Genomic DNA, 18,435 nt, shown 5'->3' on the forward strand with positions numbered 1-18,435 from the left:
AAACCCAAATAGATTGTCTTTATTCTTCTTGGTCGCTGTGGACGTCTAAATATTCATCGATTTCCCTTCTGTCCTTTTTGGTTGGTCGACCGATGCCCTTTTTACGGTAGTAATCTTTGGAATACTGCAGCAACTCGTTATGTTCGAATGCTTCTTTTGGAGTGGTATCTTTTCGATAAAGGTCCACCAACTTAGCACCAACACGACTTTTCGGTATATCTAACACCGTAAATTGATAGTTGATTTGATTTTTTCGAACGACTATTTTATCCATAGGATATACTTCTCGAGCAGGTTTGGTTACTTGGTCATTAATTTTCACCTGTCCTTTTTTACAAGCTTCCGTGCCCATATTTCTGGTTTTAAAATAGCGGGTACTCCATAGGAACTTGTCAATACGCATAATGAATTAAAAATCTTTGTTAAGGTCTTCAACAAAAATAGGGGAAAATTGTATCTTGCCGACCTTAATAAAGAATGCATGAAAATAAATAGACTGATTGTTGTTTTTGTAGCAATGGTTCTAGGGATATCCTGTAGAAATGATGATGATGGCGATGACCGAATTGTCGTTCCTCCACAAACGTTAATCGAGACGGCTGTTGAAAATGATGCAGATATTAAAGCGTTTTTAGAAACTCATTTTTATAATTATGAGGAGTTTGAAAACCCACCTGCCGATTTTGATTTCAAAATAAAATTTGGACTGATTAGTGATAATCCGGAAAAACTACCGCTCACCAATTTTGTACAGACGCAGGTCATCAGAGTTACTTCTTTGGAATTTGGACGAGACGATGGAGAGGAAGTTGACCAAACTTTGTATTATCTTATTGCTAGAGAAGGCGTGGGGGAAAGCCCGACTTTAGGAGATAGAACTGTTTTACAATATGAAGGTTCCCTTTTAGATGGTTCTTTGTTTGATGGTTCAACTTCACCTCTAAATCAGTATCTCCCAGGTTTTCTTAAGGGATATGCAAATGGAGTTGTAAAGTTAAAATCAGGAACAGGACCTGTAGAAAACGGAGATGGAACGGTAAGCTATGAAGATTATGGTGTTGGTGCAATATTCATGCCCTCAGGCCTCGGATATTTTAGCGCTTCTCCTAGTTCAGCAATCCCTGCATATGCGCCTCTTATTTTTAAGATAGATGTATTAGATTTTGAGGAGGATACTGATTTCGACGGTGACGGTATACCTTCAATACAGGAGGATATTGATGGTGACGGAGATTTAAACAATGACAATACGGATGCTGATACAGAACCAAGTACAATTTTCCTAGCGAATCACAATGATACGGACGACGATGAAGATGGTATCCCAACTATTGATGAAATAAAGATTGATGGCGAGATTAAAAAAGATGCAAACGGCCTGATTATATTTCCCGATACCGATGGTGATGGGGTTCCTAACCATTTAGATAGCGATAGCTAAAGTATCACTTGAGTAAATATAAAAGCCCAGAATCATAGATTCTGGGCTTTTATATTTATAAATCTCCTTTCTATAACTTAAGGGAAAGGCTTAAAATCAATTGGTCTGGTCTGGTATCTAGACGACCTTCTACAGAGGCATCTTGAATATTGGTGTTGATGAATTTCGCTTCATTACTACTAAGACCTCTTTCATAACGTAAATCAATACCCAATTTACCCAAATTCACACCAGCGCCTAAATGAGCACCAACTGAAAAATCATTTTCAATATTATCGATGCTTATTCCGTCAAATTCGCTATCCAAAATATATTGAAAAGCGGGCCCGGCAAAAACATGTAAAGGCCCGATTACTTTTATTCCGACTAAAGCGGGTAAATCTAATTTACTCATGTCAAAAGAATCTCCGTTATAATCTGATTTTGTCTTGGAGTACACCAATTCTGGACGGAGGTAGATTGGACCTAACTTGATTTTTCCGAAAACTCCAGCGTGGTATCCAATATTTCTATCTGGTTCACGAGCGGCATCGCCGGCAGATTCAAAATAGTTGCCATTACCGTTGTAATTTAAACCACCTTTAATACCAAATCCCGAATCACTTTGAGCAAATGCAGTCATACTAAACATAGCAAAAACTGCTAGAAGAAGTGTTTTTTTCATAATCATAATAATGTTTCGTTTCTAATGCATATCACAGTATCAAAAACGATACCATGATTATTTTCTCGTCATTACCTTCAAAACGGCCTTTTCAATGGCTTTATTGTTGAGTCCATATTTCTCCATCAGTTGAGCGGGCGTACCACTTTCTCCAAACGTATCTTGTGTAGCAACAAATTCTTGTGGGGTAGGGTACCGAGTAGCAAGCATTCCGGCAATGCTTTCCCCTAAGCCGCCCAAATAGTTGTGTTCTTCAGCTGTTACGATGCATCCTGTTTTTTTAACAGACTTTAACACGGCTTCCGAATCTAGAGGCTTGATGGTATGAATGTTTATGACTTCCGCAGATATGCCTTGCGCCTCTAAATTTTCGCAAGCGGTCAAGGCCTCCCAAACTAGGTGACCTGTAGCAACAATGGTCACATCAGTTCCTTCGTTTAGCATTAGCGCTTTTCCAATTTCGAATTTTTGGTCAACCGGAGTAAAGTTTGCAACCTTAGGTCTTCCGAAGCGCAAATAAACCGGACCATCATAATCAGCAATGGCTATAGTCGCGGCTTTTGTTTGATTGTAATCACAAGGATTAATTACTACCATGCCCGGCAACATTTTCATCAATCCGATGTCTTCTAAAATTTGGTGTGTAGCTCCATCCTCACCAAGGGTAATTCCCGCATGGGAAGCACATATTTTTACATTCTTACCAGAATAGGCTATGGACTGTCGAATTTGATCGTAGACCCTTCCTGTGGAAAAATTGGCGAAAGTACCCGTAAATGGAATTTTTCCGCCGATGGTTAATCCGGCTGCAATTCCCATCATATTGGCTTCGGCAATCCCTACTTGAAAGAAGCGCTCGGGATTCTCATCAATAAAAGTTTGAATTTTTAAAGAACCTACCAAATCGGCACAAAGTGCCACTACATTAGGGTTGGTTCTTCCCAATTCGGTCATTCCTGCACCATAACCACTTCTTGTATCATTTTTACCTTGATCTACGTATTTCGTCATTGTCTTTTAATTTCATTCCTACAAAAGCGAGAATCTTTTTGAATCTAATTTCTTTATTTGGTGGAGACTAGTAATCTCCTAATGTTTCTGCATTCTGGCTTAAAGCATTTTCCAATTGCTCATCATTCGGTGCTTTCCCATGCCAAGCATGCGTATGCATCATAAAATCAATTCCATTACCCATTTCAGTATACAAAAGAACACAAACTGGTTTTCCTTTTCCTGTTCTGCTTTTGGCCTCCTGCATTCCTTTTATGACCGCTTCTAAATTGTTTCCTTCCTTGATTTCCAGAACATCCCAATCAAATGCCTCAAATTTTGCTTTTAGATTTCCCATCGGAAGTACATCGTCTGTAGCACCATCAATTTGCTTCCCGTTTAAGTCAATGGTGGCAATAAGGTTATCTACTTTCTTTCCCGAGGCATACATGATAGCTTCCCAGTTTTGTCCCTCTTGCAGTTCACCGTCCCCGTGAAGACTATAAATTAATTTAGCATCCCCATTCAATTTTTTAGCTTGGGCAGCACCAATTGCTACTGACATTCCCTGGCCTAAAGATCCAGAAGCTATACGCACTCCAGGTAACCCTTCGTGGGTGGTGGGATGCCCCTGAAGTCTAGAATCAATCAGACGGAATGTGTTTAATTCATCCACGGGAAAATATCCTTTGCGAGCCAGAACGCTATAGAAAACTGGGGAAATATGTCCATTGGAAAGGAAGAAAAGATCTTCGTTTATTCCATCCATATCGAACCCTTCATTTAATTCCATGATTTCGTGATATAGGGCAACGAAAAATTCCGTGCACCCTAAGGAACCACCTGGGTGACCAGAATTTACCTTATGTACCATTCTAAGAATGTCTCTTCTAGTTTGAATAACGTTGTCTTGTAACTCCTTAATATTGGGCATAAATCAATAACTATTTTGTTGGCTCCAAAAGTAGTGGCAATCTTTTGGGAATACAAGTGGGAGTTATGATATTTTATTAACGGTAACGGTTTTTGTTGAGATGAAATAGCTTAACTAACTTTATTTTTTCCTTAAGGAATAATGTGCCCTAGTTGTATATCTTTGCCGCTGTTATAAGCCTATGAAGTTTACATTAGAACATACCGACTCAGAAAGTAGGGCAAGAGCTGCAACAATGGTCACAGATCATGGTGTAATTGAAACTCCGATTTTTATGCCCGTAGGCACTGTTGCTTCGGTAAAAGGAGTACATCAAAGAGAACTAAAAGAAGAGATTAACCCTGATATTATTTTAGGTAATACCTATCATCTATTCCTACGACCGAAAATTGATATTCTTAAACAAGCTGGCGGCCTACACAAGTTTATGGGTTGGGATAGAAATATTCTTACGGACAGTGGTGGATATCAAGTGTATTCACTTTCTGCGAATAGAAAAATCAAGGAAGAAGGAGTGAAATTCAAATCGCATATTGATGGATCTACACATTGGTTTACCCCAGAAAATGTGATGGAAATTCAGCGCGTTATTGGAGCCGATATTATTATGGCCTTTGATGAGTGTACGCCTTATCCTTGTGATTATAACTATGCAAAACGGTCGATGCATATGACGCACCGCTGGTTAGATCGCTGTATTGCCCACTTGGAAAAAACACCTTTTGAATATGACTATTCGCAAACTTTTTTTCCCATAGTTCAAGGTTCAACTTATAAAGATTTACGAAAGCAATCTGCCGAATATATTGCAAACGCTGGTGCTGAAGGAAATGCAATAGGCGGTTTATCTGTTGGAGAACCAGCAGAAGAAATGTATGCGATGACCGAGGTAGTTACTGAGATTTTACCAGAAGATAAACCGCGTTACCTAATGGGAGTTGGTACTCCAATTAATATTCTCGAAAATATAGCACTAGGAATTGATATGTTCGATTGCGTAATGCCAACAAGGAATGCTAGAAATGGAATGCTTTTTACCGCACACGGGACCATAAATATCAAAAACAAGAAGTGGGAAGATGATTTTAGTGCTATTGATGAAATGGGAAATACTTTTGTAGATCGAGAATATTCGAAAGCCTATCTGCGTCATCTTTTTGCCGCAAATGAATATCTAGGAAAACAAATTGCAACCATACATAATTTGGGCTTCTACCTTTGGTTGACTCGTGAGGCGAGAAAGCATATTTTAGCCGGAGACTTCCAAGATTGGAAAAACAAGATGGTAAAACAAATGGACAAAAGATTGTAAAGTGACCATCTTAGATAGATACATATTAAAGCGTTACTTGCTTACTTTCATCGTAATGCTGGTGCTTTTTATTCCCATCGGGATTATGGCGCACCTAGCAGAACAGATTGGTAAAATTCAAGATAACGAGGCACCCTTAAATGAGGTTTTGGCGTATTTAGGGCATTTTAGTATCTATATCGGTAATTTCTTATTTCCGATATTTTTATTTCTATCTGTTATTTTCTTTACCTCAAAATTGGCAAGTAATACAGAGATTGTAGCCATGTTGAGTTCTGGAATCTCTTTCAACAGATTCTTGAGACCTTATATGATAGGGGCTTCAATCATTGCTGTTTTTATGTTGTTGATGGGAATGTTTGTAGTTCCTACCGCTAGTGCAGGATTTAATGAGTTCAAATTCAAATATCTGAAGAAAGGAAAAGAAGAACAAAAAACCACCAATATCTATAATCAACTTAACGAAACTGACTTTATATATGTCAGTAGTTTTGACCCAAGAAGGAAAGTTGGTAGCAACTTCACCTTTGAGCGTTTTAAGGAAGGAAATATTCTTGACTTTAAAATCTCTGCCCCAAGTATACGTTGGATTGAGAAGGATAGTACATACAGACTGACTTCTTATAGAAAGCGTAAAGTTTTAGGAGATACGGCTATAATAGAAACGAAAAGGAGGTTAGACACGCTCTTCGCCTTTAAAATAGATGACCTTACTCCAGTCTCTTATATCGCAGAAACTAAAAACCTCATAGAGCTGAATGAATTTATTGATGATCAGAGAAGAAAAGGAGCTTCGAATATCAATTCTTATATTCTAGTAAAATATAAGCGCTGGGCCTTACCTATAAGTGTTTTTATATTGACCATAATTGCGGTAGGAGTGGCATCCATAAAAAGAAGGGGAGGAATGGGCTTGAATCTAGCTTTCGGAATTGTTGTCGCCTTCGTTTTCATATTCTTTGATCGGATTTTTAGCACACTTGCCGAACAAGCGGGTCTTGAACCTATGACCGCCGTAATCGTACCCAACCTATTTTTCGGTATTTTGGCTTTTTATCTCCTACAAAAGGCCAAACGATAGTTTTCAAAAGCCTATGAAGACAAAGCTTAAACACTATTTTCATCTTCATTTCATCGTATTCATTTGGGGCTTTACTGCAGTTTTAGGAAAGCTTATTTCCATCGATGCACTTCGCTTGGTTTGGTATCGTATGGGAATAGCCTCCCTTTTGATTCTGATATTCATAATAGTTCGTAAACATGCTATAAGGATGTCTCGGAAAACTCTGTTTTCCCTTGCCCTTGCAGGCGCAGCCCTGGCGCTACATTGGGTAACTTTCTTTATGGCCATAAAGGTTTCAAATGTTTCTATAGCTCTTGCAACCATGTCTACTGGGGCATTTTTTACCGCTATTCTAGAACCTATATGGTACGGAAGGAAGATAATCTGGTATGAGCTTTTATTCGGTGTAGTTGTGATTTTTGGCCTCTTACTTATTTTTAAAGTAGAGACCCAGTACGCACTAGGGATGTTATTGGCACTCTTGTCGGCCTTTATGAGTGTGATTTTTACTTTGATTAATGGAAAGCTGGTGAAAAAAGAGAAATCGACCTTGATTTCATTTTATGAGCTTGGTATAGGCGTGATTTTGTTGTCCATATTTTTAGGAATAAAAGGTGAATTCACCTTGGAATTTTTCCGTCTATCTCAGAATGATTGGATATTTATTTTCGTTCTAGCCTCTTTTTGTACGGCCTATGCTTTCATCGCTGGAGTGCATGTAATGAAATATATAAGTCCCTATACGGTTGTCTTAACCGTGAATTTGGAACCAGTTTACGGCATCCTATTGGCATTTGTTATTTTTGGAGAGAGTGAACGTATGAATTCCATGTTTTATGTCGGAGCATTGATAATTATAACAACTGTAATTGCTAACGGAATCCTTAAAAATAAAGACAGGTTAAAAAAACGAAACAGCTCACCTGGTTAGTCTTTTATATTTTATATTTGCATGTCAGACTAATAAAATCGAAACCTACCGAAAATGGAATATTTAGATTTTGAACTCCCCATAAAAGAGCTTGAAGAACAACTTGATAAGTGTACTATCATTGGTAAAGAGAGCGATGTTGATGTCACGGAAACGTGTAAACAGATAGAAAAGAAGCTGGCGGAAACCCGCAAGGATATCTACAAAAACCTTACCGCATGGCAACGTGTTCAATTGTCAAGACATCCAAATAGACCTTATACTTTAGATTATATCAACGCCATTTGTGGAGATACTTTTTTAGAACTACATGGTGATAGAAATGTAAAGGATGACAAAGCCATGATTGGCGGTTTGGGTAAAATTGGGGACCAAAGTTATATGTTCATAGGTCAGCAAAAAGGATATAATACTAAAACAAGACAGTATCGTAATTTTGGTATGGCGAACCCGGAAGGATATCGTAAGGCATTGCGATTGATGAAGTCAGCCGAGAAGTTTGGAATTCCTGTGGTTTGTTTGGTTGATACACCTGGTGCCTATCCAGGTATTGAAGCAGAGGAACGAGGACAAGGAGAAGCTATTGCCAGGAATATTTTGGAAATGACACGTTTGAAAGTTCCAATCATTGTAATGATTATTGGTGAAGGAGCTTCTGGTGGGGCTTTAGGAATCGGGGTAGGAGATCGTGTTTTAATGTTAGAAAATACATGGTATTCTGTTATCTCTCCTGAATCATGTTCTTCTATTTTGTGGAGAAGTTGGGAGTATAAAGAGCAGGCAGCTGAAGCTTTAAAGCTTACAGCGAATGACATGAAAAAATTGAAATTAATTGATGAAATTGTTCGCGAACCTGCTGGTGGAGCACATAGCAATCGACCCAAAACTTTTGAGACAGTAAAGAACAAAATTTCAAACCATTTTAAAGAATTGGAAAAGTTATCCCCAAAAGAACTAGTGAATCAGCGTATGAATAAATATGCTGAAATGGGTGTTTTTGACGGTTAACCACTGCTTTTAACAAGCTCAGGAAAATCTGGAGAATGAATTCTCCAGATTTTTTTTGTTATCAACACAAAATTGTAACTTATAAACACCTAATTGTTGAACACCTGTGAATATCGTCTTTGGCATGTTCCGTGTTAACTAAAGGTTAATTGCATACTTTCGTCGCTATGGAGAAAACAAACCCGGTTATTGGTCGTAAGATTGACAAATCTACCATAATCAATCTTGAAAGAGGTAAAATACCGCCTCAATCTGTTGATTTAGAGGAGGTTGTGTTGGGTGCGATGATGATTGATAAAAAAGGAGTTGATGAAGTAATAGATATCTTACATCCTGATGTTTTCTACAAAGATGCCCACCGCTTTATTTACGAGGCTATTTTTAAATTGTTCGAAACATCAGAACCTGTTGATTTATTAACCGTTTCTTCGCAATTAAAGAAGGATGGACATTTAGAAGCAGTTGGTGGTGATTTTTACCTTATAAAACTCACTCAAAAAGTGGCTTCTTCAGCACATATTGAGTTTCACGCACGTATTATACTTCAGAAATATATTCAACGTAGTCTGATTAAAATTTCCAATGAAATTATTGAAGAGGCGTATGACGAAGGAACTGACGTTTTTGATTTACTAGATGCTGCGGAATCCAAATTATATGACGTTACCCAAGGGAACCTAAAACGTTCCGCAGAAACCGCTCAGGATTTGGTAATTCAGGCCAAAAAACGCATTGAAGAAATTGCGGGAAAAGAGGGAATGAGTGGAATACCCTCAGGTTTTGACAAGTTAGACAAATTGACTTCGGGTTGGCAGCCAAGTGATTTGATTATTGTAGCGGCTAGACCGGGTATGGGTAAAACGGCTTTGACTTTGACCATGGCTAGAAATATGGCGGTCAATTCAAATATTCCTGTGGCCTTCTTTTCTTGTGAGATGTCATCCGTACAGTTAATTACCAGATTGATTTCTTCCGAAACGGGCCTCTCATCTGAAAAATTAAGGACCGGAAAGTTAGAAAAGCATGAGTGGGAGCAATTGAATGTTAAGGTGAAAACCTTGGAAAAAGCACCGCTTTTTATTGATGACACTCCTTCTTTATCCATATTTGACTTGAGAGCTAAGGCAAGGCGGTTAGCCTCTCAACATGGTATAAAAATGATTATTATTGATTACCTGCAGTTAATGACTGCTGGTGGAACAGGAAAAGGGGGTAACCGTGAACAAGAGATTTCTACGATTTCAAGAAACTTGAAAGCGCTGGCAAAAGAATTAAACGTTCCTGTAATAGCATTATCACAGTTATCCCGTGCTGTTGAAACCCGTGGGGGTAGCAAAAGGCCCATACTTTCCGATTTACGTGAATCTGGAGCGATTGAGCAAGATGCAGATATTGTTTCCTTTATATTCAGGCCAGAATACTATAAGATTGATGAATGGGATGATGAAGAACGATCGCCAACACAAGGTCAAGCTGAGTTTATCGTAGCGAAACACCGTAACGGTGGATTAGAAAATATTCGTTTAAAGTTTATCGGTAACCTCGGTAAATTCGATAATCTTGACGATTTCGATTCTCCGTTTGAATTTCAGTCGAAAATGAATGATGGTGATGATAACCCTTTTATTACAAAAGGGCTTCCAAGTGCTGATGAAGCTTTCGGTAGTTCAATGAATGACGGTTTACCAGAAGATGATAATGATGTCCCATTTTAAGAATCTTTAACTTCCTTCAAAATACTTCGCCACTTTTTTTCGTTTACCTTTGAGATAGTGATACATACTTAGTTTATGCGAAACAGTCTTTTCTCTTTTCTCTTTTTTCTCTTTTCTCTGCATATTTCGGCTTCCTCTATTCTTATACCTATGGATGCTGAGGGTCAAAAAAATCACCTTAAAGCATACGGAATCACATATTGGGTTTTGACCAAACAACAAAAAGTTCAATGGTTATTGAACTACCGTGGTGGTTCTTTTTTATTACCTGATGGAGAAAGCATTCGAAAAGAATGTCAGATTAGAGGGGTTTCTTTTGAGATTCTTTCCGATGGACAAACGCAGGGAATTTTAGAATCTATAAGTAGTCCTTCTCAAAACCAGGAAGCTGTGGTTTTAGAAAAAGCTCCAAAAGTTGCGGTATATTCTCCCAAAGGAAATCAGCCGTGGGATGATGCGGTAACCATGGTGCTTACTTATGCTGAGATTCCTTATGAAACCGTTTATGACGAAGAGGTTTTAGATGATAAATTAGCATTGTTCGATTGGTTACACCTGCACCATGAAGATTTTTCAGGACAATATGGTAAATTCTATGGTGCTTACAGAGCTACACCATGGTACATACAGCAAAAACAAGAGGCAGAGGCTTTGGCTACCAAATTAGGGTTTTCAAAAGTTTCGGAAGAAAAAAGGGCTGTAGCACTAAAGATTCGAAAATACGTTATAGGCGGAGGATTTATGTTTGCAATGTGCTCAGCAACGGATAGTTTTGATATTGCTTTGTCTGCTTCCGATGGAGTAGATATCTGTGAACCAATGTTCGACGGCGATCCTTCTGACGCCAATTATCAAAGCAAATTGAATTTCAATAAAACTTTTGCTTTTAAAGATTTTACCTTGGAAAGGAATCCTTTGAAATATGAGTTCTCGACTATTGATATGACCTCAAAAAGAAGAGTTCCTAAAGAATCTGATTATTTTTCACTAATGGATTTCTCAGCTAAATGGGATCCAGTGCCTACCATGCTTTGTCAAAATCATACGGCTTTGGTAAAAGGTTTTATGGGGCAGACCACTTCTTTTGAGCGTAAAGAAATAAAATCAAACGTTTTAATATTAGGGGAGAATAAGCGGAACGAAGAAGCACGTTATATACATGGCATACAAGGAAAAGGCTTTTTCACATTCTACGGAGGTCACGATCCAGAAGACTACCAGCATAGGGTAGGGGACCCAAAAACGGAATTGGAATTGCACCCAACTTCACCGGGTTATCGCCTTATCTTAAACAACGTGTTGTTTCCTGCAGCCCAGAAGAAGAAGCAAAAGACTTAATTAGCTTTTTAAAAGTTTCTCCAAAATTCGCTCTACACCAAAATCATTATTACTACTAGTCTTAAAATTTGCAACTTTCAGAACATTTTGGTGAGCATTTTCCATGGCGAAACTATATTTCGCTTTCCCAAGCATTTCCAAATCATTATTATAGTCTCCAAATACCATAGTTTCGTTAGAGCTTATCCCAAATTCATTTTGCAGTTTCTCAAGTGCAAATCCCTTATTGGCATCAGTATGATTTAAATCAACCCAATTTAGTCCGGAAACTTTTACTTTGATTTGGTCTTCCAAGTCCTTCATTGCAGGATAGATGTGATTTTCAGCACTAATATTGTGATACACCGCAATCTTTATGATTTCGTCAGTTACCGTGCTAAAGTCTTCATGGATTTCGTAACTAGCATAGTATTCCTTTAACTGTTCAAGAAAGGGTACGGATTTACCATCAAAATAGGCATTGTACTTACCGCATAGCATAGCATGAGCACCATCAATCTTATCAATTTTGGAGAGCAAAGAACTTTTAAGGCTATTCTGAATAGGGGTGACTAAAAGCTCTTTTTCTTTTTCCTTAACGAGTGCACCATTTTCGGCTATTACCAGAATATCATTTTTAATTGGTTCTAGTTTATGTACAATGCTGGCATATTGCCTTCCGCTGGCTGCAACAAAAAGAATATTCCGTTTTTGTAGTTCTTCAAACAATTCAAAAAAACGGTTACTAACTTCGTGTTTGGAGTTTAACAAGGTACCATCCATGTCAGACACTACCATTTTTACTTGAGATAAATCCATACTTAAGAATAAGGGATAAAGGTATTTCTTATAATATTAATTATGGTGTGGTTGGATAAAGTTTTACATTTATTTTATACATCACATTCCATGCAACATTATCAAAAACAAATTAGGCTAAGATCTTATAAAAGAGGCTTCCATCTTATTTCTGACACCGTTCTGAATAGTATTCCTGAAATAAAGCATATCCAATCAGGAATGCTTCAAGTGTTTATAAAACATACTTCTGCCAGTTTGACTATCAATGAAAATGCCGACCTAACCGTTCGCGTAGATTTCGAAAGTCATATGAATATTATGGTTCCTGAAGATGCACCTTATTACGTACATACATATGAAGGTCCTGATGACATGCCCGCGCATATCAAAGCTTCATTGATGGGTGCTTCAGTGCAAATCCCAATAACGGATGGTAAGCTGAATCTAGGTATTTGGCAAGGAATTTACCTCTGCGAACATCGCGATAAGGCCTCTGGTAGGAATTTGGTAATCTCTGCTTTCGGAATATGATGTATTCTTAATAACTTGTAATGTACAAACCATAATACAAAACACATGACCACAGAAGAGTCCATCCTAAACAAAATTCAAATTTTAATTACCAATCATTTTGAAACTCCAGAGGAAGCATTCAGTTTTTTTGATGCGGATAGTAGCGGAAAGCTGAAAAAAAGTGAGATAGTAAAACTCTTAAAGCAAGCTGAAATTAATGGATTTATAAGAGGTCTAGTCGGTTCTAAGCTTATTGAAGGTTATGATAAAAGTGATGATGAAGAAATTGATTGGCAAGAGTTTAAAGCAGCTGTAGACAAAATCAAAACAGCTTAGAAGCTTTATATAAATAAAAAATCCGATTCGTTAGAATCGGATTTTTTTAAGTGAGATATATTTAAAATCTATTTTACTTTATCTACTAAGGCTTTAAAAGCATCTGGGTGATTCATGGCTAAATCGGCTAAAACCTTACGGTTTAATTCGATGTTATTTGCTTTTACCTTTCCCATAAATTGTGAGTAGGACATTCCATGCATACGGGCACCTGCATTAATACGGGTAATCCATAAAGCTCGGAAGTTTCTTTTCTTGTTTCTACGATCTCTATAAGCATATAACATTGCTTTTTCGACCGCGTTTTTAGCTACTGTCCAGACATTTTTACGTCTTCCGAAGTAACCTTTGGCTTGCTTCATAACCTTTTTTCTTCTGGCTCTTGAAGCGACTGCATTTACTGATCTTGGCATTTCTTTAATTGTTTTTTGTAGTAGGCGTCCTCAAATCGTTTCAGGAACTTTTTTAGCCTAACTCCATGGTTAATAATTTACCGTTTGCGAATAATTACTTTAAACGTAATTGTTCTTTAATACTGTTAACATCAGCTTGGTGAACCAAACCGTCATGTGTTAACTTAAGCTTACGCTTTTTTGATTTCTTTGTCAAGATGTGACTTTTGAAAGCGTGCTTTCTTTTGATTTTACCAGTTCCCGTAAGCTTGAACCGCTTTTTAGCGCTGGATTTTGTTTTCTGTTTAGGCATTTTTCCTAATGTATTTAATTATCTCACTATATGCTGAACTTGTTTCAGTATCTAACTAAACCAATATTCAGTTTCTTTCATACTAAACGCCGCTTATCAATTAAGTAAGCAGCGTCCTGTAATAGTATTGAAAACGAACTAGGTTCGTTACTTTCCTTTTGTTTTCGGAGCGATGAACATAGTCATACGCTTTCCTTCTAATCTTGGCATCTGCTCTACCTTTCCTAATTCTTCTAACTCAGATGCTAAACGGAGTAATAATATTTCTCCCTGATCTTTATAAACTATTGAGCGACCTTTAAAAAAAACGTATGCCTTTAATTTGGCTCCATCCTTTAAAAACTTCTCAGCATGTTTCTTTTTAAACTCGTAATCGTGGTCATCCGTATTAGGGCCAAACCTGATTTCTTTAACCACAACCTTAGAGGCTTTGGCTTTCATTACCTTTTCCCGCTTCTTTTGCTCGTAAAGGAATTTCTTATAATCGATTATCTTACAAACTGGAGGATCTGCCTTTGGTGATATTTCGACCAAATCTAACCCAAGTTCTTCTGACTTCGCCATGGCTTCCGCCAATGGATAGACTCCTACTTCTACATTATCACCAACCAAGCGAACTTCTGGGGAGATAATTCTTGCATTGATTTTGTGTGGGTTTTTGTTTTCCCTTCTAGGTTGGGGCCTAAATCTTTTTCGTATTGCTATGACTTATTATTTTTAGTTAAACTTAATTTTTTTAAAACGACTTTAAGGTACTATTTATTTCTGTATCGACCAAGTCAGCAAGGTCATCAACTGATATTGCTCCTAAGTCTTCTCCTCCGTGTCGTCGGACAGAAATGGTGTTAGCCGCTTCGTCGTTTTCCCCAACAATCAGCATAAATGGAATTTTATTCATTTCTGCCTCACGTATTTTCTTTCCAACAGTTTCATTTCTGTTGTCAAGAAGCGCGCGAATTTCGTTATTTTCTAGGGATTTTAAAACTTTTTCAGCATATTTTTCGTTTTTCTCACTCACAGGTAAAACAATAGCCTGATCTGGAATCAACCATAAAGGGAAATTACCACCAGTATGTTCAAGTAATAAGGCTATAAAACGTTCCATGCTTCCAAAAGGCGCGCGATGAATCATGATAGGTCTATGTTGCTGGTTATCACTTCCTTTATAGGTCAGGTCAAAACGCTCGGGAAGGGTGTAGTCAACCTGTATGGTGCCTAATTGCCATTGTCTTCCAAGTGCGTCTTTTACCATAAAATCAAGTTTTGGTCCGTAAAATGCTGCTTCGCCCTCCTCAATTATATAATCAAGTCCTTTTTCCTTTGCAGCATTGATAATCGCATTTTCAGCTTTCTGCCAATTCTCAACCGTGCCTATATATTTTTCAGGTTTTTTTGGGTCTCTAACAGATACTTGAGCCGTGAAATTTTCAAATCCTAAGGAACCTAAAACATAAAGAGATAGGTCAATTACATTCATGAATTCCTGGTCTACTTGGTCAGGAGTACAAAAAATATGGGCGTCATCTTGGGTGAACCCTCTAACCCTTGTAAGGCCATGTAGTTCACCACTCTGTTCATAACGATATACGGTGCCAAATTCAGCATATCTTTTCGGCAAGTCTTTATAGCTAAAAGGTTTATGATTGAAAATCTCACAGTGGTGAGGACAGTTCATTGGTTTTAACAAGAACTCTTCACCATCTTTTGGTGTGTTTATAGGTTGAAAACTATCTTCTCCGTATTTTGCATAATGTCCTGAAGTTACGTAAAGTTCTTTCTGGCCTATATGCGGGCTAACTACCATTTCATAACCAGCTTTTTTCTGAGCTTTCTTTAAAAATTGCTCCAAACGCTCTCTTAAAGCTGCACCTTTCGGTAACCATAATGGAAGGCCTTGTCCAACTTTTTGGGAAAAGGTGAATAGTTCCAGTTCCTTACCTAATTTTCGATGATCACGTTTTTTGGCTTCCTCTAAGAGTTCAAGGTATTCGGTGAGCTCTTTCTGCTTCGGAAATGAAATTCCATAAACACGTGTGAGCTGCGGTTTATTTTCATCTCCTCTCCAATAGGCACCTGCTACGCTTAAGACCTTAATTGCTTTTACGATTCCTGTGTTTGGAATATGACCTCCTCTGCATAAGTCTGTAAAGGAGTCATGGTCGCAAAATGTAATTGTACCATCCTCTAAATTTTCTATGAGTTCTACCTTATATTCATTACCCTCAGAATTGTATTTCGCTAATGCATCAGCTTTTGAAACCGCTCGCATTGAGAAGGTATGTTTTCCTCGAGCAATTTCCAAAGCCTTTTTTTCTATTGTCGGAAAGTCTTTATCAGAAATACTTCCTTCTGGCAGGTCGACATCATAATAGAATCCATTATCGATGGCGGGGCCTATGGTAAGTTTAATTCCAGGGTATAATTCCTCTAGTGCCTGAGCAACAATGTGAGAAGTAGAATGCCAAAAAGCTTTCTTTCCCTCAGGATTTTTCCATGTATACAAAACCAAAGAGCCATCTTCATTCAAAGGAGTCACTGTTTCAACAATAGCATCGTTAAATTTTGCTGAGATAACGTTCCGTGCCAAACCTTCGCTAATGCTTAGTGCCACATCCATTGCAGTACTTCCTTTACTATATTCCTTTATAGTCCCGTCAGGTAAAGTAATCTTAATCATGATATATCCTTATAATAAGTGCGCAAAGATAGCACCTTGTTATGTCGCAGACAATAGGGATATGGAGATTGTCAATTCTGTTTTTTATCAAATCCCCTTTAGTTTGAGACAACTAAAAGCTCAATTTGACTAATTTAGTTGGCGCCTTTAATAAAAACTAATCAACCAAGAATCAATGAACAATAATAAGAATCAGCAAAACGAAAAATTTAAAAAATGGCTCGATATTCTGCAACAAGAAAGCTGGCAGCTTGAATTAATAATCTCTGGGTTTGCCATTTATGGTTTATTTATGGTTATTGACCCAATTCGGGTATCTATCTTAAAAGCACAAATTGATGACAACATGTATTCGGGCCTATTCTGGGCAGGATTATATGTGTCATGGTTTATTTTGACAGTTAATCTTCTCGCTCATGTAGTTTTAAGAGGTTTATGGATAGGTGCCATTGGGCTTCGTTATGTTTCGGGAGAAATTGACTACGACGCACTTAATTACAATATTAAATTTTTGAACCATCTAAAAAAAAGAGTTGGCTCTTTTGATGACTATGTTGCCAAACTTGAAAAGTATTGCAGTGTTATTTTTTCAATTACTTTTCTTTTGATCTTCTATATGCTCGGTGTATTATTGATTATTTTTCTAATGTCTTCTTTGGAAAGTTGGGTCGGTGAACCAGAGGTCTCCAATTATAAAGCATGGATTGGTGTGCCTTTGATTATTCTAATAGTGTTGGGTTCATTGTTGACGTTTATTGATTTTATTTCTCAAGGATGGTTGAAGAGAAAAAAATGGACCACTTTCTTCTACTACCCCATTTATTGGTTATTTAAATATTTGACTTTATCCTTTTTATATCGTCCTATGGTATACAATCTATTGGATACGAAGTTTGGGAAGCGTTTGAGCCTTATAATGGTTCCATTATATATAGGAATTTCTATATTGGCCGGAATGAGTTTCAGAACTTCAAATTATTTGGATTTCGGTTCGAGGTCCACGGCTGAGGTTGCGAACGTTAAGAATTATGAGGAATTTATTGAGGATGAAATGGATTACGTTAATTTGGCTTCTATTCCTTCAAAGGTCATAACCGACCCCTTTCTTCAGGTATTCATTATGTACGGCAGTGCAGTTGAAGATGATGTTTTTTATTTCTATGAAGAGCTTAAACCAAATGAAGATATGAGAGGATTTGAAAGCCCAATTAAGTTTGGTTCTAATAGCGATTGGCGTAGCTCAAAAAAACCGTTGAAAGATTATTTAGAAGCTTTGCAGCAAATGTATCGGATTAGAATAGATTCTATAAGCTTTCCAACAGAATTGGTGTTGACAGAAAACAAGAAAAATCAGAAAGGATACGAAACTTTTTTAGATATGAAAGATATGGCAAGGGGAAGACATCTTTTGGAAGTTGCTAGAAAGACACATTTGGCAGATAGTGTTTATTTCAGAAAAATAGTTCAAATACCTTTTTGGTATTATCCAGATTAGGAAAATAAACTACTTTTTCCATATAATGTTTTAAGCTTATCTATTTTTGGCGACATTTCTTGTGCTCTTAAAGATTTTCCTTTAAATTTATTATCCTTTTTTAGTTAAGGCTAAGATGTAAAAATCTCATAGTTAGTATTTTGTGAAATAGGGTGAAAAAAAGTTAAAAAAATTGCTGTATTTCGCTTGGTGAATTAAAAAAGCATCTTACATTTGCAGGCCGTTAAACAAATATGGTTTAGTGGTATTTAAAGAGGTTACGTTCTTAAAGATTAAATGTTGTTTTTATCGCCTTCTGAAAAAAAGAATCTTTTTTTCAATTAAAAGATTGCGGGTTAAAAAAACAGTTATATATTTGCAGCCGCTTAGAGAAATCTGGGTGACGAAACTGCAAGTTTTAGGAGTAGTTTTTTATTTGAAGTTCATTGACAGATTGTAGAGACAGCGCACACATCCTTATAAGGGTGTGATGTAAAGTAAGAATCATATATATGGTTGGAAGAAATTCCGAACATATAAGAATTAGATCGAGA

At 37.3% G+C, this 18,435-nt stretch carries 19 protein-coding genes; 10 read left to right on the forward strand and 9 right to left on the reverse strand.

The genetic code is table 11. From position 1 onward, the window contains the following. Positions 1–19 precede the first annotated feature (19 nt). Positions 20–403, reverse strand: a complete 384-nt coding sequence (locus FEE95_RS20560; RefSeq protein ID WP_138659906.1) for an RNA-binding S4 domain-containing protein — start codon at positions 401–403, stop codon at positions 20–22. A gap of 78 nt (positions 404–481) precedes the next feature. Between FEE95_RS20560 and FEE95_RS20565 the strand changes: the two genes are divergently transcribed. Next, entirely contained in the window at positions 482–1,441 is a 960-nt protein-coding gene (locus tag FEE95_RS20565; RefSeq protein WP_138659907.1) for an FKBP-type peptidyl-prolyl cis-trans isomerase, read from the forward strand. Between the two features lie 70 nt (positions 1,442–1,511). On the opposite strand, the gene FEE95_RS20570 is transcribed toward FEE95_RS20565, so the two are convergent. From FEE95_RS20570 to FEE95_RS20580, 3 genes are all read right to left on the reverse strand, one after another. Further along, entirely contained in the window at positions 1,512–2,105 is a 594-nt protein-coding gene (locus FEE95_RS20570) for a porin family protein (RefSeq protein ID WP_138659908.1), read from the reverse strand. Between the two features lie 57 nt (positions 2,106–2,162). Then, a complete protein-coding gene (locus tag FEE95_RS20575) occupies positions 2,163–3,116 on the reverse strand; it encodes a transketolase family protein (protein ID WP_138659909.1) in 954 nt (317 codons plus the stop codon). 67 nt (positions 3,117–3,183) lie between these two features. Further along, positions 3,184–4,029, reverse strand: a complete 846-nt coding sequence (locus FEE95_RS20580; RefSeq protein ID WP_138659910.1) for a transketolase — start codon at positions 4,027–4,029, stop codon at positions 3,184–3,186. Positions 4,030–4,210: 181 nt separating this feature from the next. On the opposite strand from FEE95_RS20580, the gene tgt reads away from it, so the two are divergent. The 6 genes from tgt (at position 4,211) to FEE95_RS20610 (ending at position 11,396) form a co-directional block, all read left to right on the forward strand. Next, positions 4,211–5,341 carry a tRNA guanosine(34) transglycosylase Tgt gene (gene tgt / locus FEE95_RS20585; RefSeq protein ID WP_138659911.1) on the forward strand — a complete coding sequence of 377 codons (1,131 nt, stop codon included), beginning with the start codon at positions 4,211–4,213 and terminating at the stop codon, positions 5,339–5,341. Position 5,342: 1 nt separating this feature from the next. Further along, on the forward strand, positions 5,343–6,422 hold the full coding sequence (locus FEE95_RS20590; protein ID WP_138659912.1) for an LptF/LptG family permease: 1,080 nt from the start codon (positions 5,343–5,345) through the stop codon (positions 6,420–6,422). Between the two features lie 13 nt (positions 6,423–6,435). Further along, positions 6,436–7,335: a DMT family transporter gene (locus FEE95_RS20595; RefSeq protein WP_138659913.1), complete on the forward strand. Its 900-nt coding sequence runs from the start codon at positions 6,436–6,438 to the stop codon at positions 7,333–7,335. Between the two features lie 54 nt (positions 7,336–7,389). Beyond that, positions 7,390–8,343 (forward strand): acetyl-CoA carboxylase carboxyltransferase subunit alpha, encoded by a 954-nt coding sequence (locus FEE95_RS20600; RefSeq protein WP_138659914.1) that lies wholly within the window; start codon positions 7,390–7,392, stop codon positions 8,341–8,343. Positions 8,344–8,510: 167 nt separating this feature from the next. Continuing rightward, complete coding sequence (gene dnaB, locus FEE95_RS20605; protein ID WP_138659915.1) at positions 8,511–10,058, forward strand: replicative DNA helicase; 1,548 nt, start codon at positions 8,511–8,513, stop codon at positions 10,056–10,058. A 75-nt stretch (positions 10,059–10,133) separates the two neighbouring features. After that, complete coding sequence (locus FEE95_RS20610; RefSeq protein WP_171037101.1) at positions 10,134–11,396, forward strand: asparagine synthetase B; 1,263 nt, start codon at positions 10,134–10,136, stop codon at positions 11,394–11,396. Here the strand turns inward: FEE95_RS20610 and FEE95_RS20615 are convergent, their stop codons facing one another. Further along, the gene (locus tag FEE95_RS20615) at positions 11,397–12,194 is read right to left on the reverse strand and encodes an HAD family hydrolase (protein WP_138659916.1); all 798 of its coding nucleotides are present in this window, start codon (positions 12,192–12,194) and stop codon (positions 11,397–11,399) included. Between the two features lie 90 nt (positions 12,195–12,284). On the opposite strand from FEE95_RS20615, the gene FEE95_RS20620 reads away from it, so the two are divergent. Together FEE95_RS20620 and FEE95_RS20625 are read left to right on the forward strand one after the other, a co-directional pair. Further along, positions 12,285–12,707, forward strand: a complete 423-nt coding sequence (locus tag FEE95_RS20620; protein WP_138659917.1) for a secondary thiamine-phosphate synthase enzyme YjbQ — start codon at positions 12,285–12,287, stop codon at positions 12,705–12,707. Positions 12,708–12,752: 45 nt separating this feature from the next. Beyond that, positions 12,753–13,025, forward strand: a complete 273-nt coding sequence (locus FEE95_RS20625; protein ID WP_138659918.1) for an EF-hand domain-containing protein — start codon at positions 12,753–12,755, stop codon at positions 13,023–13,025. 68 nt (positions 13,026–13,093) lie between these two features. Here the strand turns inward: FEE95_RS20625 and rplT are convergent, their stop codons facing one another. The 4 genes from rplT to thrS all read right to left on the reverse strand — a co-directional run bounded on the left by rplT (position 13,094) and on the right by thrS (position 16,407). Continuing rightward, positions 13,094–13,438: a 50S ribosomal protein L20 gene (gene rplT / locus FEE95_RS20630; protein ID WP_138659919.1), complete on the reverse strand. Its 345-nt coding sequence runs from the start codon at positions 13,436–13,438 to the stop codon at positions 13,094–13,096. Between the two features lie 94 nt (positions 13,439–13,532). Continuing rightward, positions 13,533–13,730 carry a 50S ribosomal protein L35 gene (rpmI, locus tag FEE95_RS20635; RefSeq protein ID WP_027064530.1) on the reverse strand — a complete coding sequence of 66 codons (198 nt, stop codon included), beginning with the start codon at positions 13,728–13,730 and terminating at the stop codon, positions 13,533–13,535. A 147-nt stretch (positions 13,731–13,877) separates the two neighbouring features. Then, complete coding sequence (infC, locus tag FEE95_RS20640; RefSeq protein WP_138659920.1) at positions 13,878–14,435, reverse strand: translation initiation factor IF-3; 558 nt, start codon at positions 14,433–14,435, stop codon at positions 13,878–13,880. 31 nt (positions 14,436–14,466) lie between these two features. Beyond that, positions 14,467–16,407, reverse strand: coding sequence for a threonine--tRNA ligase (thrS, locus tag FEE95_RS20645; protein WP_138659921.1), 1,941 nt, complete (start codon positions 16,405–16,407; stop codon positions 14,467–14,469). A gap of 175 nt (positions 16,408–16,582) precedes the next feature. Between thrS and FEE95_RS20650 the strand changes: the two genes are divergently transcribed. After that, positions 16,583–17,902 carry a hypothetical protein gene (locus FEE95_RS20650; protein WP_138659922.1) on the forward strand — a complete coding sequence of 440 codons (1,320 nt, stop codon included), beginning with the start codon at positions 16,583–16,585 and terminating at the stop codon, positions 17,900–17,902. The last annotated feature ends 533 nt before the right edge of the window (positions 17,903–18,435 follow it).

Source organism: Maribacter algarum (ex Zhang et al. 2020) (genome assembly GCF_005885635.1).
GTDB lineage: Bacteria > Bacteroidota > Bacteroidia > Flavobacteriales > Flavobacteriaceae > Maribacter_C > Maribacter_C algarum.

Excerpts from the sequence above, each read along its gene's own strand:
- FEE95_RS20560 (WP_138659906.1), bottom strand. The coding sequence starts at position 403 with ATGCGTATTGACAAGTTCCTATGGAGTACCCGCTATTTTAAAACCAGA.
- FEE95_RS20565 (WP_138659907.1), top strand. The coding sequence starts at position 482 with ATGAAAATAAATAGACTGATTGTTGTTTTTGTAGCAATGGTTCTAGGG.
- FEE95_RS20570 (WP_138659908.1), bottom strand. The coding sequence starts at position 2,105 with ATGAAAAAAACACTTCTTCTAGCAGTTTTTGCTATGTTTAGTATGACT.
- FEE95_RS20575 (WP_138659909.1), bottom strand. The coding sequence starts at position 3,116 with ATGACGAAATACGTAGATCAAGGTAAAAATGATACAAGAAGTGGTTAT.
- FEE95_RS20580 (WP_138659910.1), bottom strand. The coding sequence starts at position 4,029 with ATGCCCAATATTAAGGAGTTACAAGACAACGTTATTCAAACTAGAAGA.
- tgt (WP_138659911.1), top strand. The coding sequence starts at position 4,211 with ATGAAGTTTACATTAGAACATACCGACTCAGAAAGTAGGGCAAGAGCT.
- FEE95_RS20595 (WP_138659913.1), top strand. The coding sequence starts at position 6,436 with ATGAAGACAAAGCTTAAACACTATTTTCATCTTCATTTCATCGTATTC.
- FEE95_RS20600 (WP_138659914.1), top strand. The coding sequence starts at position 7,390 with ATGGAATATTTAGATTTTGAACTCCCCATAAAAGAGCTTGAAGAACAA.
- dnaB (WP_138659915.1), top strand. The coding sequence starts at position 8,511 with ATGGAGAAAACAAACCCGGTTATTGGTCGTAAGATTGACAAATCTACC.
- FEE95_RS20610 (WP_171037101.1), top strand. The coding sequence starts at position 10,134 with ATGCGAAACAGTCTTTTCTCTTTTCTCTTTTTTCTCTTTTCTCTGCAT.
- FEE95_RS20615 (WP_138659916.1), bottom strand. The coding sequence starts at position 12,194 with ATGGATTTATCTCAAGTAAAAATGGTAGTGTCTGACATGGATGGTACC.
- FEE95_RS20620 (WP_138659917.1), top strand. The coding sequence starts at position 12,285 with ATGCAACATTATCAAAAACAAATTAGGCTAAGATCTTATAAAAGAGGC.
- FEE95_RS20625 (WP_138659918.1), top strand. The coding sequence starts at position 12,753 with ATGACCACAGAAGAGTCCATCCTAAACAAAATTCAAATTTTAATTACC.
- rplT (WP_138659919.1), bottom strand. The coding sequence starts at position 13,438 with ATGCCAAGATCAGTAAATGCAGTCGCTTCAAGAGCCAGAAGAAAAAAG.
- rpmI (WP_027064530.1), bottom strand. The coding sequence starts at position 13,730 with ATGCCTAAACAGAAAACAAAATCCAGCGCTAAAAAGCGGTTCAAGCTT.
- thrS (WP_138659921.1), bottom strand. The coding sequence starts at position 16,407 with ATGATTAAGATTACTTTACCTGACGGGACTATAAAGGAATATAGTAAA.
- FEE95_RS20650 (WP_138659922.1), top strand. The coding sequence starts at position 16,583 with ATGAACAATAATAAGAATCAGCAAAACGAAAAATTTAAAAAATGGCTC.